Source organism: Clostridium minihomine (assembly GCF_900240385.1).
GTDB lineage: Bacteria > Bacillota > Clostridia > Oscillospirales > Acutalibacteraceae > Faecalispora > Faecalispora minihomine.
Genome location: NZ_OEQH01000003.1, coordinates 471,707 through 488,420, shown reverse-complemented (window position 1 = coordinate 488,420; position 16,714 = coordinate 471,707). Strand labels below are relative to the sequence as shown.

The following is a 16,714-nucleotide window of genomic DNA, read 5'->3' as shown; positions in this document are numbered from 1 at the left end:
ATGCTCCTTTCATCCGATGCTGCCGCTCATTTCGAGCTTAATCAGGTTGTTCATTTCTACGGCATATTCCATCGGCAGTTCCTTTGCGATGGGCTCTGCGAAGCCGCTCACGATAATGGAACGGGCATCGTCTTCGCTCAGGCCGCGGCTCATCAGATAGAAAATAGCGGTGTCGCTGATTCGGCCGATTTTTGCTTCATGCCCGATGTCCGCTTCATCATTTTGAATATCCATCACAGGGATGGTATCGGACCGGGACTCGGAATCCAGCATCAAAGATTCGCAGGAAACAGAGGATTTGCTGTGTGCCGCATTGGGGGTTACCACCACACTGCTGCGGTAAATACATTTGCCGCCGTCCTTTGAAATCGACTTGGTGCTGATCCAGGAGCTGGTGTTGGGTGCAGCGTGAACCACTTTCGATCCGTTATCTAAAGTTTGACCCTTGCCCGCAAAAGTAATTCCGGTAAATTCGGTGCGTGCGCCTTCGCCTTTCAAAACACTCATGGGGTAAAGGCAGGACGTGTTGGAGCCAAAGGAACCCGATACCCATTCAATTGCGCCGCCTTTTTCGACCAAAGCACGCTTGGTGTTCAGGTTATACATATTTTTTGACCAGTTTTCAATGGTAGAATACCGCAGGCGGGCATTTTCGCCGATAAACAGCTCCACACATCCGGCGTGCAGGTTGGCAACGCTGTATTTGGGGGCAGAACAACCCTCAATAAAATGCAGATATGCGTTCTTTTCCACGATGATCAAAGTATGCTCGAACTGACCGGCTCCCGGTGCATTCAAACGAAAGTAAGACTGCAAAGGAATGGTCAGGTTTACGCCTTCCGGCACATAAACAAAGGAACCGCCCGACCAAACAGCGCCGTGCAGTGCAGCAAATTTATGGTCGCTGGGGGGGACGAGCTTCATAAAATGCTCACGAACTAAATCGGCATATTCCCCGTTCAGGGCACTTTCCATATCGGTATAAACCACACCCTGCGCTTCCACTTCGGAACGAACGTTGTGGTAAACGACTTCGGAATCATATTGAGCGCCCACACCGGCCAAAGAAAGCCGTTCTGCCTGTGGGATTCCCAACCGTTCAAAGGTGTTTTTAATGTCTTCCGGAACTTCGTCCCATTTAGAACTCATTCCCGTTTTAGGTCTGATATAAGTCACGATATTGTCTATGTCCAGTCCGTCCAAAGCGGGACCCCAGCTGGGCAAAGGCATTTCATTATAGGTTTTCAGCGCCTTTTGACGGAACTCGCGCATCCATTCCGGATCGTTTTTTTCTACAGAAATCTGATCGACAATTTCGGGCGTTAGTCCGGATTCCACAGAAAAACCGGCATCCACCTTATCTTTAATGTCATAGATGCTTCGGTCTATATCGTCAACCCTTGTTTTTTCTTCTTCAAAGGCTCTCAATTGCGGACACCTCCTGCTTCAAGAAACTGGAAGCCCTTTTCATTAATGGTTTGAATCAGACTGCTGTCACCGGTATGTGCGATGGTTCCGTTTGCCAGCACATGCACATAATCAACGGGCAGCCCTTCCAGAATTTTTGCGTTATGTGTAATGATCAAAAGTGCATTGTTTTCACTGCGGTATTGGCGAATTCCCTTGGAAACAACCTTCACCGCGTCCACGTCCAAGCCGGAGTCTGTTTCGTCCAGAATAGCAAGCTTGGGGTTGAGCATCAGCATTTGCAGAATTTCAGACTTTTTCTTTTCACCGCCGGAAAAGCCTACGTTTAGATAACGGGCCGCATAATCCGGATTAATTTCAAGGGCAGACATGGTGCTTTTCATTTCTTTCTGAAATGCCAGAATGCGAGGGGGTTCGCCGGTGACAGCTTCTCTGGAAACCCGCAAAAAGTTGCCCAGCGCAATGCCCGGCACTTCTTCAGGATTCTGGAAAGACAGAAAAATTCCCTTTTTGGCGCGCACATCTGTGGACTCCTCTGTAATATCTTCGCCTTCAAAGAAGATTTTCCCCTGACAGACATTATATTGGGGATGACCCATAATGGCATAGCCTAAAGTGGATTTGCCGGCGCCGTTCGGGCCCATCAGCACATGGGTTTCGCCGCTGCGGATCACAAGATCCAACTGCTTTAAAATCACCTTATCTTCAACACCCACCTGCAGGTTTTCAATTTTGAGTAATTCATGGGACATTAAAGTTCACCTCATTCATGATGTTTAGTTTGTTAAAATGGAATGTATACTAAAATTGTATACTTAAATTGCATATAATAAATTATACCCTTTTTTTTACAGGATGCAAGAGAAAAAACAAATTAATTTCTGCAACACGACATAGTTTTTTTTGATAATTATGCTTTTTATTCGTAATTTCGCAGATTCCACACGATTCGGGTAAGATTTTCCTCAATTTTTGATTCCACGGCATAACTGCGCATGAAGCTTTCAGAATCCGGCAATAATGAATGTAAGTTTTAAAGCGGAAGGCGGGGGAGTCATGCAGTACAATAAAGTAGAAATCTGCGGAGTAAACACAGCCAAACTGAAGGTTTTGACAGAGGCGGAAAAACAGGTGCTTCTGCAAAAAATCAAGAATGGAACACCCAGCGAAAAGCAAAAAGCCCGGGAAGAAATGATTAGCGGGAATTTAAAGCTGGTGCTGAGCGTGATTCAGCGGTTTACAAACAGGGGTGAAAATCTGGATGATTTGTTCCAGGTGGGCTGCATTGGCCTGATGAAGGCCATCGATAATTTTAACCCGGATCTGGAAGTTCGATTTTCCACTTACGGCGTTCCGATGATCATTGGAGAAATCCGCCGCTATCTGCGGGACAATAACAGTGTCCGTGTGAGCCGTTCTATGCGGGATACCGCATATAAGGCAATGCAGATGAAAGAAAAAATGACCGCAGAACAAGGAAAAGAACCATCGGTCAATGAAATTGCCAATGCTCTGGGGATTCGCAGGGAGGACGTCGTCCTTGCACTCGAAGCGATTGTGGAGCCGGTTTCCCTTTATGAACCTGTTTTTTCTGATGGAAATGATACCATTTATGTGATGGATCAGGTGGGCGACAAAAATGATGACAGCAACTGGCTGGATGAAATTGCGCTCAAAGAAGCCATCAGCGATTTAAGCGACCGCGAGAAACGAATTCTTTCCATGCGCTTTTTCCAGGGAAAGACTCAAATGGAAGTCGCCGGTGAAATCGGCATCAGTCAGGCCCAGGTTTCAAGGCTGGAAAAAGGGGCCTTGGATAAAATCAAAAAAGAAATTTAACGTTACCCCAAAATCCAAGGATTTTTTTCCATTCCAATAGTATCGTTCAAAAAACGAAAAAAATGATTTTTTAGGAGAAAAAAAGTGCTTTTTTCATTCTTTTATTGAAAAAATTTCAGAAAAGCCCGTTTTCATCTGAGTTACGGGTTTTAAAAGGACGGCCCGGATGAATATAGATAGCATCAGGCGGGAGGTGTGCCTGATGATAAATTGCAGAATGGCTGATATGAGGAACAAAGAAGTTATCAGTATGAAAGATGGAACCAGGCTTGGAAGCGTTAGCGATATTGAAATTGATATCAAAGCGGCGCGTATCAGTGCCATTGTCATTTATGGCAGGCTGCGGTGGTTTGGTCTTTTGGGCCGGGAAGACGATATCGTCATCCAGTGGGACGATATTCAAATTATTGGGGAAGAAACTGTTTTGGTGGATTATACGGTTCCGTTCCGTCCCAAAAAAAAGTTTGGCGGAGGATTATTCCGGATTGGATAAAATCCGATTAAAAATCAGGAAAAAACTTGCCAAATTCATTGTCCCATGCTATAATACACCAGTAAATCACACGCTGCACTTTGACGCTATGGTGCCCGCATGCGGGTTTTCCGTCAGAATAATCGGTGCAGCGGAGGTATAACCAAGGAGGAATTACATTATGGCAGTAGTATCTATGAAACAACTTTTGGAGGCCGGTGTTCATTTCGGCCACCAGACCAGAAGATGGAACCCCAAAATGGCAGAGTACATCTTCACCGAGCGTAACGGTATCTATATCATTGACCTGCAGAAAACAGTAAGAAAGCTGGAAGAAGCTTACAGCTTTGTCCGCGAATTGTCCGAACAGGGCAAACCGGTTCTGTTTGTTGGCACCAAAAAGCAGGCTCAGGATTCTGTGAAAGAAGAAGCAGAGCGTGCGGGCGCTTATTATGTGAATGCCCGTTGGTTGGGTGGTATGCTGACAAACTTCCGTACCATTCGCCGCAGAATTGACCGTTTGAACCAGCTCAAGACAATGGAAGAGGATGGCACTTTCGAGCTGCTTCCTAAAAAAGAAGTTGTTAAACTCCGTCTGGAAATTGAAAAATTAGAAAAATTCCTGGGCGGCATTAAAGAGATGCGTCAGCTTCCCGGCGCTCTGTTTATCGTGGATCCCCGCAAAGAACGCATTGCAGTGGCAGAAGCGAAAAAGTTGGGTATCCCGATTGTTGCAATTGTTGACACCAACTGCGATCCCGATGAGATCGATTATGTTATTCCCGGCAACGACGACGCAATCCGCGCAGTCAAGCTGATTTCCGCCACAATGGCAAACGCCATTGCAGAAGGCAGAGAAGGTCAGATGGGTGCCGCAGCTGCCGAGGAAAAAGAAGAGGCGCTGGCAGAGGCTGAATAAAAACAGCTAAAGTTGAGAGGAAGATACCCGCCTGATTTCAGACGGGTATTTTTTGAGAATATTTCACAACACCACAACAATTAGAAGCGGAGGAAAATAGAATGGCTTTTACAGCGAAGGATGTAGCAGCGCTTCGCGAGAAGACAGGCTGCGGAATGATGGATTGTAAAAAGGCTTTGACAGAATCAAATGGTGATATGGAAGCCGCAATCGATTTCCTGAGAGAAAAAGGTCTGGCTGCGGCAACAAAGAAATCCGGACGTATTGCGGCGGAAGGCATGGCATATGCCCAGGTCAGCGAAGCAGGAAATGTTGCTGTGGTTGTAGAAGTAAATGCAGAAACCGACTTTGTGGCACAGAATGCAGAGTTCCAGGCTTTTGTTAAGACAATTGCCAACACCATTATTGAAAAGAACCCTGCTGATGTAGAGGCTCTGTTGACCATGCAGGCAGCCGGTTCCAAAGATACTGTGGATGCTTTGCTGAAAGATAAAATTCTGACTATTGGCGAGAACATCAAGATTCGCCGTTTTGTGCGTCTGGAAGGCGCTGTGGCCAGCTATGTTCACGGCAACGGCCGCATCGGCGTAATCACTCAGTTTGACACTGCTGCAGAAGTTGCCGCAAAACCTGAGTTCCACGAGTTTGCCAAGAACGTTGCCATGCAGATTGCTGCTGCCAACCCGGCTTATTTGGATGAGACATCCGTTCCCGCGGATGTGGTAGAGCATGAGAAGAAAATTTTGACCGAGCAGGTTATTAACGATGGAAAACCCGCAAACATTGCGGAGAAAATCGTTGTTGGCCGTTTGTCCAAGTTCTTCAAAGAAATCTGCCTGGTGGATCAAATCTATGTCAAAGACAGTGAGAAGACGGTTCAGCAGTATACTGAATCCGTTGGAAAAGAGCTGGGCGGCGACATCAAAATCAAGGCTTTTGTCCGTTTTGAAAAGGGCGAGGGACTTGAGAAGAAAGAAGACAACTTCGCCGATGAAGTTGCCAGCATGATTCAGTAATTAATCCGTAAAATTGGAAAGGCGCGGAAGTGATTCCGTGCCTTTTTTGCAGCCAGAATAAGAAAAACAAAGAATAGAACCCGACATTATTTTGCAAAATAGCAAAATAAGAAATAATTATGAACGGAATGTATCAGAGAAAAGAATATTGCCAATCCTCCCATTAAAACCGGGGATTAAGACTTTACTTTCCTTTTCTCCTATTGTAAAATATAGTAAATATAATAATGGGGTGTTATGAATTGCAACCTAAACCTAAATATAAAAGGATCCTGTTAAAGCTGAGCGGCGAATCTCTTGCAGGTGGTAACGAGCATGGTATTGACTTTGATACGGTGCTTCGAATCTGTGCGCCAATTAAAGAATGTGCGGACTTAGGGGTGGAAATCGGTATTGTTGTGGGCGGCGGCAACTTTTGGCGTGGCCGCAGCAGCGGCAAGATGGACAGAACCCGGGCGGACCATATGGGAATGCTGGCCACCGTTATCAACGCGCTGGGTGTGGCGGATGCGCTGGAGCAGCTTGGGGTTCCGGTAAGGGTGCAAACTGCGATTACAATGCAGCAGGTAGCCGAGCCTTATATTCGCAACCGTGCGGTGCGCCACTTGGAAAAAGGACGTGTGGTGGTGTTTGGGTGCGGTACCGGCAATCCGTTTTTTTCAACGGATACGGCGGCCTCTCTGCGCGCGGCAGAAATTGACGCGGACATTATTATGAAAGCAACTATGGTGGATGGTGTGTATGACAGCGATCCGAAACTGAACGATATGGCAATCAAATATGATTCGCTTTCGTTTATGGATGTTCTGAATCAGGATTTGCATGTAATGGACAGTACAGCGGCCACCTTATGCAAAGATAACGATATTCCAATTTTGGTATTCAGCATTGCAGAGCCCGAAAACATTCTAAAAGCGGTCTGCGGTGAACCGATTGGAACCCTGGTAAAATAATTTAAGATTTTGCGCAGTTTAGAAAGGAAGAGTGTAATGAAAGAGGTATTGACCCAAGCCGAAAGTAAAATGCAAAAAACAATTTCCGTTCTGATCAGTGAATATATGGCAATTCGGGCAGGCCGGGCCAACCCCGCGGTGTTGGATAAAATTATGGTGGATTATTATGGGACGCCTACGGCGATCAACCAGCTGGCGGCGGTTTCTGTTTCCGAAGCCAGAATGCTGACAATTCAGCCGTGGGATGCCTCTATTCTTCGTGCCATTGAAAAAGCGATTCAAACTTCTGAATTGGGAATTAATCCCCAGAATGACGGTAAAATCATTCGTTTGGCGTTCCCCCAGCTGACAGAGGAAAGACGGCGTGAAATTGCAAAAGAGATTGCCAAAATGTCTGAAGACAGCAAAATTGCGATTCGTTCCATTCGCCGCGATGCCATTGAAAAGATGAAGAGCATGAAGAAAAATGTAGAAATTTCAGAAGATGATTTAAAACAAGGCGAAAAAAAGGCACAGGATCTGACGGATAAGTATGTCAAAGAAATTGACGGTTTGTTTGAGAAAAAGCAAAAGGAAATTATGGAGATATAGTGCCGGATTATGAATCATATTTCAGATTGGGAAAAGGCCTCAGCGCAAGCAGTTTTGCCTCGCCATTTGGGTATTATTATGGATGGCAACGGCCGCTGGGCCAAAAAGCGGGGATTGCCCCGCACGGCAGGGCATACGGCCGGAGCCGCCAATTTTAAAAAAATTACCCGTTACTGTGCCAGCATCGGAATTCCTTATCTGACCGTTTATGCATTTTCTACAGAAAATTGGAAACGGCCCTCTGATGAAATTCAGGCACTGATGGGGATTTTTAAGCAGTATCTGGAAGAGGCTCTGCGTGACTTTTTAAATGAGAATATTCGGGTGCGTTTTATTGGGGATGTCTCTGTTTTTGAGGGCAATCTGCGTGAATTGATTACCCGAACCGAAGAGGTATCTGCCGACAAAACAGGCATGGTTCTGAACATTGCAATGAATTACGGCGGCCGCGCGGAGTTGACCCACGCGGTTCGTCTTTTAGCGGAACAGGTGAAACAGAGTTCTTTGCTGCCGGAACAGATTACCGAAGAGATGATTTCTCAGCATCTGTATACGGCAGGCCAGCCGGATCCGGATTTGATTTTACGCCCCAGTGGAGAATATCGCATTTCTAATTTTTTGTTATGGCAGTCTGCTTATGCGGAATATATTATTATGGATAAGCTGTGGCCAGATTTTACTACTAATGACCTTGACAGCGCTTTGTGGGAGTTTTCAAATCGAAACAGGCGTTTTGGAGGGATCTGATTTGAAAAATCGAGTTATGTCCGGGGTTGTTCTGATTCTTTTTCTGGCGGCTATTGTCGTATTTAACGTGCGGTTTCCTCCGGCATTGAATCTTGCAGTAGCGCTGATCTCAATATTGGCAATTAACGAGATTATTCAGGCGCTGGGAATTTCAAAGGAATATGCTTTGGTGGTTCCCAGCCTGATGTTTGCGGGCATTTTGTTTTTTGTTCCCCCGGGATTGGGCGTGCAGGCAACCTATTTCATTTATACGGCGGTTATGTTTGCCGTTCTGATTTTTTTTCACGAGTCCATTTCGTTTCGGGATTTAATTGTTGTGTACAGCATGACTCTTTTAATTTCTACCATGCTGGGGTCGATTATTGGGCTCAGGGAATTTGACAGCAGCCATGGAATGTTTTATGTGATTATTGCGATTTTCTCTGCATGGATTTCTGATACCGGTGCCTTTGTTGCCGGAAGCCTTTGGGGCAGCCGCAAGCTGTGTCCAAAAATCAGCCCTAAAAAGACAGTGGAGGGCGCAGTGGGCGGTTTGGTTCTGAATGTGGCCGCCATGCTGGTATTCGGTTATATTTTTCATGTGGTTTTTTATAGGTATCAGGTTGATGTTTCTTACCTTTCTCTGCTTTTGATTGGGATTGGCGGTTCCGTAATGTCTATTTTAGGTGATTTGAGTTTTTCTCTTATTAAACGCAGCTGCCATATCAAAGATTTTGGAGAATTGATTCCTGGACATGGCGGGATTCTGGATCGGTTTGACAGCGTAATTTTTGTTGCGCCTTTTGTATATCTTTTGGTTCAGTTTTTACCCATTGTGATGCATTGAGCCTTTGTTGCAAAAAAAGTGCAATAAAAGGATAGAATGGTGAATACTAATGATGAAAACAATTTCTTTACTGGGTTCTACAGGTTCCATCGGCCGCCAGACGCTGGAGGTGGCCAGAATGCATGGTTTTTCGGTGTGCGCTCTGGCGGCCCACAGCAATGTGGCCTTGTTAGAGGATCAGATTCGAGAGTTTGGCCCTGCTTTGGCGGCTGTGTTTGATGCAGACGCCGCCAGGGATTTAAAGCTGCGTGTTCAGGATCTTTCGGTTCGGGTTGTTTCCGGGATGGAAGGTCTTTGTGAAGCGGCAGCTATGGAAAAAGCAGATATTGTTTTAAATTCGGTGGTGGGCATGGTAGGATTGCTTCCTACCCTGACCGCCGTTTCTGCCAAAAAGGATGTTGCACTGGCAAATAAGGAAACGTTAGTGGCGGGCGGTGCTTTGGTGATGAAGGCCGCGCGGGAAAACGGAGTGCGGATTCTGCCGGTGGACAGCGAACATTCCGCGATTTTTCAGTGCCTGCAAGGCTGCCCGGATCCGTCAGCGGTTCGCCGATTGATTTTAACAGCGTCGGGCGGGCCCTTTTTTGGCAAATCAAAAGAGGACTTGGCCCATGTAACGCCGGAACAGGCACTGAAACACCCTAATTGGAGCATGGGAGCAAAAGTGACCATCGATTCTGCCACCATGATGAACAAGGGGCTGGAAATTATGGAGGCCTCTTGGTTGTTTGATCTGCCGGTTTCTCAGATTGATGTGGTGGTTCATCGGGAAAGCATCGTACATTCTCTGGTAGAATATCAGGATTATTCGGTTTTGGCGCAGCTTGGGGTGCCGGATATGCGAATTCCGATTCAATATGCGCTCACATGGCCTCAAAGGATGCCGTCACCGGTAAAACCCCTTAGTCTTACCGAGATTGGCTCTTTAAGCTTTTATCCGCCGGATGAAAATGCGTTTCCCTGCCTGCGTCTGGCAAAGCAGGCAGCCGAACTGGGCGGCCTGGTTCCCGCCGCTGCTAACGGGGCAAATGAAGAGGCCGTAAAGTTGTTTTTGCAGCATAAGATTGCATTCATGCAGATTCCTGAATTGGTGGAAGAAGCCATTCAGCGCCAAGCACCGGAACTGCCCCAAACATCGGCTCAGGTGTTGGAAGCGGATCGGAAAGCAAGGGAATTTGTTTTAAAAAGCATATAATTTGTTATAGAATGATGAGGTGGATATGATTACCAACGTCCTGCTAATTTTATTTGCACTGCTCTTATTTGGGCTGATTATTTTCGTCCACGAATTCGGACATTTTTTTACCGCAAAGCTTTCGGGCATTCGGGTGAATGAATTTGCCATCGGTATGGGGCCCCAGTTGTTTTCGTTCCAAAAGGGAGAAACCAAGTATTCGCTTCGCCTGCTTCCCATTGGCGGTTACTGCGCCATGGAAGGGGAGGATGAATCCAGCGATGATGAACGGGCCTTTGGTCGAAAGCCCGTTTGGAAACGAATTATTGTTGTTTGCGCCGGTGCGGTTATGAACATTCTGATGGGAATTGTTCTTATGATGATTTTGCTGGGGCAGCAGCCTGCTTTTACTTCGACTACCATTTCACAATTTGCGGAAAATTCTGCATTGCAGCAGGCTGGAATGCAGGAGGGTGATCAATTTTATTCTGTAGGCGGCTACCGTGTTTATACTGACCGCGATTTGAGCTTTTCCTTGGCAACTTCGAATCCACAATCGATCGATTTTGCTGTGGTGCGCGATGGAAAAAAACTTTATTTTCACGATGTGAAGATGAATACGCGCCCGCATGGGGAACAGCAGGTCATGGTGTTGGATTTTTATGTATCGGCAATTCAGAAAAATCCCATTACGCTGATACAAAAAGCTTCAGCCGACACGGTTTCGGTTGTTCGCATGGTCTGGTACAGTCTGGTAGGGCTGGTGTCAGGTCAATTTGGGCTCAATGACATGGCCGGCCCCATCGGTGCAGCCGATGCCATTTCTCAGGCGGCTTCCATTGGATTAAAACAGGGCATTGGCCCGGCAATGAATAATATTGTGATGATGATGACCATGATCACGGTTAACCTGGGCGTGGTGAATTTGCTGCCGTTACCGGCTTTGGATGGCGGCAGACTGATTTTTCTATTGATTGAATTGGTGCGCCGTCGTCCTATCAATCCCAAATATGAGGGTTGGGTACACGCGGCAGGATTTGCTTTACTCATGACATTTATGCTAATTATCACCTACAGTGATATTTTAAGACTCTTTACCGGAAAGGGATTGGGAGGATGAACAGACGCATATCTCGCAAGCTGACTGCCGGAGGCATAGCGATTGGCGGTGGTGAGGGCATCACCGTCCAGTCTATGCTGAATGTTCCGGCGGCAGATGTGGAAGGAAATGTCCGGCAGGCCAAAGAACTGGAAGAGGCGGGCTGTGAAATTTTGCGTGTGGCGATTCCCAATCAGCAGGCAGTGCGCCTGATTCCTGCAATCAAACAAGAAATCCGAATTCCTTTGGTGGCCGATATTCACTTTGATTATCGGCTGGCACTGGAATCGGTGGCAGCCGGAATTGATAAGATTCGGATTAATCCCGGAAACATCGGTTCCGATGACCGGGTCAAAGCGGTGGCGGACGCCTGCCGTATTCATGGGATCCCCATTCGCATTGGGGTGAATTCAGGATCACTGGAAAAAGAGATTTTAGCGAAATACGGGGGGCCAACGGCTCCGGCTTTGTGTGAAAGCGCTTTGTACCACGCTTCTCTTTTGGAACAATTTGATTTCGGTGACATTGTGCTTTCTATGAAATCTTCCCGGGTGGATACGATGATAGAAGCCTATGAATTGGCGGCGGAGCAATGCGAATATCCCCTTCATTTGGGGGTTACAGAAGCCGGAACGGAACGCATGGGTATGATTAAATCTGCCATTGGCATCGGCTCGTTGCTGCAAAGGGGAATCGGTGATACCATCCGGGTTTCGCTGACTGCCGATCCGGTGCGAGAAATCGCAGCGGCTTTTGATATTTTAAAAGCACTGAACCTTCGTGCCGGAGTACAGATGGTGTCATGTCCCACTTGCGGAAGAACCAATATCGACCTAATCGGCATTGCCCATCAGGTGGAAGAGCGTCTTTCTTCCTGTCAGAAGCCCATAACCGTGGCTGTGATGGGCTGTGTGGTAAACGGGCCGGGAGAAGCCCGGGAAGCCGATATCGGGATTGCCGGAGGAAACGGCGTAGGCCTGATTTTTAAAAAAGGAGAGATTGTACGCCGGGTTCCCGAAGATCAGCTGGTGGACTGTTTGATGCAGGAGATTGAAGCGTTGTAGGGAAAAACGGCTGGGATAACAGATTAGGAAAAGGATGTTTCAATGAAAACCTTTGCAGAGTTATTTGGTACTTATTTGGATGTTTCTGGATTGCCTGCCGCTGTTTTGGAGGGGGAAGTTCATTCCCTTCAAATCGATGAGCAGAACCGGGATTTAACAATAGAGGCGGCGTTTCCGGTTTTGGTGGAGCGCCGTATTCTTTTTGGAATGGAAGAACAGTTAAAACAAGCTTTTTCGGTTCGCCGGGCGCTTATTTTGCCCCGCTATTCCAAAGAGTTGTTTACGGTGGAATATTTTCAGGAAATGGCGCAGGAACTTCGCCGCAGAGACGCCAGCCTGAACGGAAGCCTTCGGCATGCCGAAGTTCGCCGGGAGCAAGGCACGCTGGTGATTACGCTGGCTCACGGCGGCCGGGATATGCTGGTATCCCGCCGGTTTGATAAATCTCTTTCGACTTTAATCCGAGAGGAATTTGGAATCAGCCTGAATGTATCCTTTGATGGGACGGTAAGCATTAATCCAGACAGTGCGCCTTACATAGAACAACAGAAAAAAGAAGAAGAAACCCAACGCCGTCAGGACTTAGTGGAAGAAATGGATCGGTATGAGTCTTCTATGCAGGAACACAGTGGCCAAAAGAAAAAAAAGGTACTTAATGTGCGCACTGCCGACACATTAATGCCTTCTATTCTTTTAGAAACGGCAAAGCCTCTGTATGGTAAAATAGGGCGCGCGAAGCCGGTTCCGATTGTTCGTGTTGCGCCGGATTCCGGCAGTGTTACCATTTGGGGCCAAATTTTTAGCATGGATGAACGCCAGACCCGGGATAAATCAAAGAAAATTTATTCCATCAATATAACCGATTATACCGGTTCCATGACCCTTAAACTGATTGAGGATATGAGTCAGTGCCGGGCGTTGGATACCCTGAAAAAGGGTGCCTCTATCTTGGTGCGGGGAGAAATCAGCTACGATAAGTATGATCATGAAATTGTTCTGCGCCCACGGGGAATCAGCACGGTGGAGCAGGTGAAGGTGACAGATGATGCCCCCGTGAAACGAGTGGAACTGCATCTGCATAGCACCATGTCCAGCATGGATGGTGTTACCCCTGTTTCTGACTTGATTCAGCGTGCCCATGAATGGGGACATACGGCCATTGCCATTACCGATCACGGTGTGGCACAGGCTTATCCCGATGCCATGAATGCTGCCGCCAAAATTAATAAAAAGGGCGGTAACTTCAAGATTTTGTACGGGGTTGAGTCTTATTTTGTCAATGATATGGTTCCGGCACTCAGCGGAGAATCGAATAATTCACTGGAAGATGAATTTATCTCTTTTGATATTGAAACCACCGGTCTGAGTGCACATCAGGATCGTATGACAGAAATTGGTGCGGTGCGCATCAAAAATGGCGAGATTGCCGATTCTTTTAATACATTCGTCAATCCTTGCAAACCCATTCCGCCCAAAATTACTGAGCTGACGGGAATTACCGACGCTATGGTAAAGGATGCTCCTTCCGAAGAAGAAGCTTTGCGTGCATTTTATGAGTTTTGCGGGGACAGCCCGGTTTTGCTGGCTCATAATGCCCAATTTGATACTTCTTTTATGCGTGCCGCGGCAGAACGCCATGGAATGGATTTCCCTTATGCATATTTGGATACGATCCCCATGTGTCGATCCATGTTAAAAGATATTAAAAATTATAAGCTGGACACTGTCGCAAAATATTTAAAGCTGGATCCCTTTAACCATCATCGGGCCAGTGATGATGCTGCGGTGTTGGCCAAAATTTTTCTCGCTCTTCTTCAGCGTCTGAAAGAAGATACTGGGGCAAAAAAGGTAAAGGATATTAATACCTGTCTGGCAGGGGGGAATCCTAAAAAAATTCGCCCGGTTCACCAGATTATTTTGGTGCAAAACCAGACTGGGCTAAAAAATCTGTACAAGCTGATTTCGTATTCTCATTTGGAATATTTCTATCAAAAACCGCGTATTCCGAAAAGCGTATTGGTCAAACACAGGGAAGGACTGCTTTTGGGCAGTGCCTGTGAAGCAGGTGAGCTTTACAGGGCTGTCGCTGGCGGTCAGCCTTGGTCGACTTTGTGCGAAATTGCAGACTTTTACGATTATCTGGAGATTCAGCCCACGGCAAACAACCTGTTTATGGTGCGCGAAGGACAGGTTTCTGACGAAGAAAAGCTGCGGGAATTCAATCGCACGATTGTAAAGTTGGGGGAAACGCTGAATAAACCGGTTGTAGCCACCTGCGATGTGCATTTTCTGGATCCCAAAGATGCGGATTACCGTAAAATCCTGATGGCGGGCCAGGGGTTTGGCGATGCGGATGCTCAGGCACCGCTGTATTTGCGCACCACCGCCGAAATGCTGGAGGAATTTTCTTATTTAGGCAAAGAAAAAGCCTATGAAGTGGTTGTAACCAACACCAATAAGATAGCGGATATGATTGATGAGATTTCTCCCATACCGCCGGGCGTATTCCCGCCTTTTATCGACGGAGCAGAAGAAGAGCTCAATCGTATTTCGTGGGAACGTGCCAAGCAGATTTATGGCGAACCTTTGCCGGATATTGTGAAAAACCGGTTGCAGCGGGAATTGGATTCCATTAATAAGCACGGTTTTTCCGTTTTGTACATGACTGCCCAAAAGCTGGTGGCGGATTCGGAGGCTCACGGATATCTGGTGGGATCCCGTGGTTCGGTTGGTTCGTCCTTTGTGGCGAATATCTCTGGTATTTCAGAAGTAAACCCGTTAGAGCCCCACTACATTTGCCCCGGCTGTAAGCACAGTGAATTTATAACCGATGGCAGCTATGGCTCCGGATTTGATTTACCGCCAAAAAAATGCCCGCATTGCGGTGCGGATTACGATCGGGACGGACACACCATTCCTTTTGAAACCTTCTTGGGATTTGACGGCGATAAAACTCCTGATATCGACTTGAACTTCTCTGGAGAATACCAGAGCGAAGCCCATCGATACACGGAAACACTGTTCGGAAAAGACAACGTGTTTAAAGCCGGAACGATTGCCACTGTGGCAGATAAAACAGCCATTGGATTTGTCCGCAAATATGCCGAAGAGCATGGCATGCTGCTGCACCGAGCCGAAGAACTGCGCCTGGCTACAGGCTGCACAGGTGTCAAACGCACCACCGGCCAGCATCCCGGCGGCATGGTTGTCGTGCCCCGCGGAATGGAGGTTTACGATTTTTGCCCGGTGCAACGGCCGGCGAATGATCAAAAATCCGACAACATTACCACTCACTTCGACTTCCATGCTATTCATGACACCATCTGCAAATTGGACGAGTTGGGGCATGATGTGCCCAGCATCTATCGTTATCTGGAAGATTACACTGGAATTCCGGTTATGAAGGTATCCATGAGCGATCCCAAAGTGATGTCTCTGTTTACCTCAACAGAATCTTTGGGTGTAACGCCCGAAGACATTGATTCCCCAACGGGAACCTTCTCTTTGCCAGAGGTGGGAACCGGCTTTGTTCGCCAGATGCTGATGGATGCACAGCCGACAACTTTTTCTGATTTACTTCAGGTGTCGGGTTTGTCCCATGGTACTGACGTGTGGCTTGGCAATGCGCAGGATTTGATTAAAAATAAAACCTGCACCATTTCTGAGGTAATCGGTACCCGTGACAGCATCATGACTTATTTGCTGCTGAAAGGTCTGGAACCGAAAATGGCCTTCCAGATTATGGAGATTACCCGAAAGGGAAAGGCACCCCAGCTTTTGACTCAGGATCATATCAAAGCGATGAAAGACCATGGGGTGCCCGCCTGGTATATTGATTCCTGTATGAAAATCAAATACATGTTCCCCAAGGCTCACGCCGCCGCTTATATGATTTCTACTTTGCGGCTTGGGTGGTACAAAGTGTATCATCCGGTGGAATATTACGCCGCTTACTTTACCGTGCGGGGCGAGGATTTTGACGCCGCCGTTGTGTTAAAAGGACGAGAGGCCGTGCGCCGCCGCATGAACGAAATTCAGATGAAGGGGAAAGAGGCAAGCAAAAAAGAAGAAGACGCCTTTGCCACTTTCCAGATCGTCAATGAAATGCTGGCTCGTGGAATTGAAGTTCTGCCCATTGATCTGTATCATTCCGACGCCAGAAAATATATGGTGGAGGATGGAAAAATCCGTTTGCCCTTTGCATCGCTTGCCGGTGTGGGAGAATCAGCGGCCAACAGCCTTGCAGCGGCAAGGGAAACCGGCGGGCCGTATATTTCGATTGATGATCTTCAAACAAGGGCAAAAGTATCCAAAGCGGTCATTGAATCCCTTCAGGGGGCGGGTGCACTAAAAGGACTGCCCGAAAGCAGTCAGATGAGTTTGTTTTAAATTGGGAAAGTGGTAAAACTTTATTTTCCTTATCCAAAAAAGTCCGGCCTGATTTATAAAAGGCCGGACTTTTTTGGTAACAAAATACAAGTTGTTTTTCACAGATTGCATTGCTTTTATAGCCAATGATAAAACGCAGGGAATTGCTTGACTGTTACAATTTCATATGCTATCATGGTAGCACACTAAAGCGATGG

At 47.0% G+C, this 16,714-nt stretch carries 14 protein-coding genes; 12 read left to right on the top strand and 2 right to left on the bottom strand.

Features of this window, described 5'->3' with window-relative positions; genetic code table 11:
• Window positions 1-9 precede the first annotated feature (9 nt).
• Window positions 10-1,428 carry a Fe-S cluster assembly protein SufB gene (gene sufB, locus C1A02_RS09345; protein ID WP_101697934.1) on the bottom strand — a complete coding sequence of 473 codons (1,419 nt, stop codon included), beginning with the start codon at window positions 1,426-1,428 and terminating at the stop codon, window positions 10-12.
• Window positions 1,425-2,180, bottom strand: a complete 756-nt coding sequence (sufC, locus tag C1A02_RS09340; RefSeq protein ID WP_101697933.1) for a Fe-S cluster assembly ATPase SufC — start codon at window positions 2,178-2,180, stop codon at window positions 1,425-1,427. Before sufC ends, sufB begins: the two co-directional genes overlap by 4 nt.
• Before the next feature lie 304 nt (window positions 2,181-2,484).
• Here sufC and sigG point away from each other — a divergent pair, with 304 nt between their 5' ends.
• From sigG to C1A02_RS09280, 12 genes are all read left to right on the top strand, one after another.
• The gene (gene sigG / locus C1A02_RS09335; protein ID WP_101697932.1) at window positions 2,485-3,267 is read left to right on the top strand and encodes an RNA polymerase sporulation sigma factor SigG; all 783 of its coding nucleotides are present in this window, start codon (window positions 2,485-2,487) and stop codon (window positions 3,265-3,267) included.
• Window positions 3,268-3,469: 202 nt separating this feature from the next.
• Window positions 3,470-3,760 (top strand): YlmC/YmxH family sporulation protein, encoded by a 291-nt coding sequence (locus C1A02_RS09330; RefSeq protein ID WP_101697931.1) that lies wholly within the window; start codon window positions 3,470-3,472, stop codon window positions 3,758-3,760.
• 160 nt (window positions 3,761-3,920) lie between these two features.
• Window positions 3,921-4,658 carry a 30S ribosomal protein S2 gene (rpsB, locus tag C1A02_RS09325; RefSeq protein ID WP_101697930.1) on the top strand — a complete coding sequence of 246 codons (738 nt, stop codon included), beginning with the start codon at window positions 3,921-3,923 and terminating at the stop codon, window positions 4,656-4,658.
• Between the two features lie 101 nt (window positions 4,659-4,759).
• Window positions 4,760-5,674 carry a translation elongation factor Ts gene (gene tsf, locus C1A02_RS09320; protein ID WP_101697929.1) on the top strand — a complete coding sequence of 305 codons (915 nt, stop codon included), beginning with the start codon at window positions 4,760-4,762 and terminating at the stop codon, window positions 5,672-5,674.
• 242 nt (window positions 5,675-5,916) lie between these two features.
• Window positions 5,917-6,627, top strand: a complete 711-nt coding sequence (gene pyrH / locus C1A02_RS09315) for a UMP kinase (RefSeq protein WP_243577976.1) — start codon at window positions 5,917-5,919, stop codon at window positions 6,625-6,627.
• A gap of 36 nt (window positions 6,628-6,663) precedes the next feature.
• Window positions 6,664-7,218, top strand: a complete 555-nt coding sequence (gene frr / locus C1A02_RS09310; protein ID WP_101697927.1) for a ribosome recycling factor — start codon at window positions 6,664-6,666, stop codon at window positions 7,216-7,218.
• A 9-nt stretch (window positions 7,219-7,227) separates the two neighbouring features.
• On the top strand, window positions 7,228-7,965 hold the full coding sequence (gene uppS / locus C1A02_RS09305; RefSeq protein ID WP_101697926.1) for an undecaprenyl pyrophosphate synthase: 738 nt from the start codon (window positions 7,228-7,230) through the stop codon (window positions 7,963-7,965).
• A gap of 1 nt (window position 7,966) precedes the next feature.
• Entirely contained in the window at window positions 7,967-8,791 is an 825-nt protein-coding gene (locus C1A02_RS09300) for a phosphatidate cytidylyltransferase (protein ID WP_101697925.1), read from the top strand.
• Window positions 8,792-8,840: 49 nt separating this feature from the next.
• Window positions 8,841-9,986 (top strand): 1-deoxy-D-xylulose-5-phosphate reductoisomerase, encoded by a 1,146-nt coding sequence (locus C1A02_RS09295; RefSeq protein ID WP_101697924.1) that lies wholly within the window; start codon window positions 8,841-8,843, stop codon window positions 9,984-9,986.
• Between the two features lie 25 nt (window positions 9,987-10,011).
• The gene (locus C1A02_RS09290; RefSeq protein ID WP_101697923.1) at window positions 10,012-11,085 is read left to right on the top strand and encodes a M50 family metallopeptidase; all 1,074 of its coding nucleotides are present in this window, start codon (window positions 10,012-10,014) and stop codon (window positions 11,083-11,085) included.
• Window positions 11,082-12,128, top strand: a complete 1,047-nt coding sequence (ispG, locus tag C1A02_RS09285; protein WP_101697922.1) for a flavodoxin-dependent (E)-4-hydroxy-3-methylbut-2-enyl-diphosphate synthase — start codon at window positions 11,082-11,084, stop codon at window positions 12,126-12,128. The genes C1A02_RS09290 and ispG overlap by 4 nt, the downstream gene beginning before the upstream one ends.
• 42 nt (window positions 12,129-12,170) lie before the next feature.
• The gene (locus C1A02_RS09280; RefSeq protein ID WP_101697921.1) at window positions 12,171-16,517 is read left to right on the top strand and encodes a PolC-type DNA polymerase III; all 4,347 of its coding nucleotides are present in this window, start codon (window positions 12,171-12,173) and stop codon (window positions 16,515-16,517) included.
• The last annotated feature ends 197 nt before the right edge of the window (window positions 16,518-16,714 follow it).

What these genes read in the sequence shown, in the direction of transcription:
- sufC (WP_101697933.1), bottom strand. Translation starts at nt 2,180, where the DNA reads ATGTCCCATGAATTACTCAAAATTGAAAACCTGCAGGTGGGTGTTGAA.
- ispG (WP_101697922.1), top strand. Translation starts at nt 11,082, where the DNA reads ATGAACAGACGCATATCTCGCAAGCTGACTGCCGGAGGCATAGCGATT.
- sigG (WP_101697932.1), top strand. Translation starts at nt 2,485, where the DNA reads ATGCAGTACAATAAAGTAGAAATCTGCGGAGTAAACACAGCCAAACTG.
- frr (WP_101697927.1), top strand. Translation starts at nt 6,664, where the DNA reads ATGAAAGAGGTATTGACCCAAGCCGAAAGTAAAATGCAAAAAACAATT.
- uppS (WP_101697926.1), top strand. Translation starts at nt 7,228, where the DNA reads ATGAATCATATTTCAGATTGGGAAAAGGCCTCAGCGCAAGCAGTTTTG.
- rpsB (WP_101697930.1), top strand. Translation starts at nt 3,921, where the DNA reads ATGGCAGTAGTATCTATGAAACAACTTTTGGAGGCCGGTGTTCATTTC.
- C1A02_RS09330 (WP_101697931.1), top strand. Translation starts at nt 3,470, where the DNA reads ATGATAAATTGCAGAATGGCTGATATGAGGAACAAAGAAGTTATCAGT.
- C1A02_RS09295 (WP_101697924.1), top strand. Translation starts at nt 8,841, where the DNA reads ATGATGAAAACAATTTCTTTACTGGGTTCTACAGGTTCCATCGGCCGC.
- C1A02_RS09290 (WP_101697923.1), top strand. Translation starts at nt 10,012, where the DNA reads ATGATTACCAACGTCCTGCTAATTTTATTTGCACTGCTCTTATTTGGG.
- C1A02_RS09280 (WP_101697921.1), top strand. Translation starts at nt 12,171, where the DNA reads ATGAAAACCTTTGCAGAGTTATTTGGTACTTATTTGGATGTTTCTGGA.
- tsf (WP_101697929.1), top strand. Translation starts at nt 4,760, where the DNA reads ATGGCTTTTACAGCGAAGGATGTAGCAGCGCTTCGCGAGAAGACAGGC.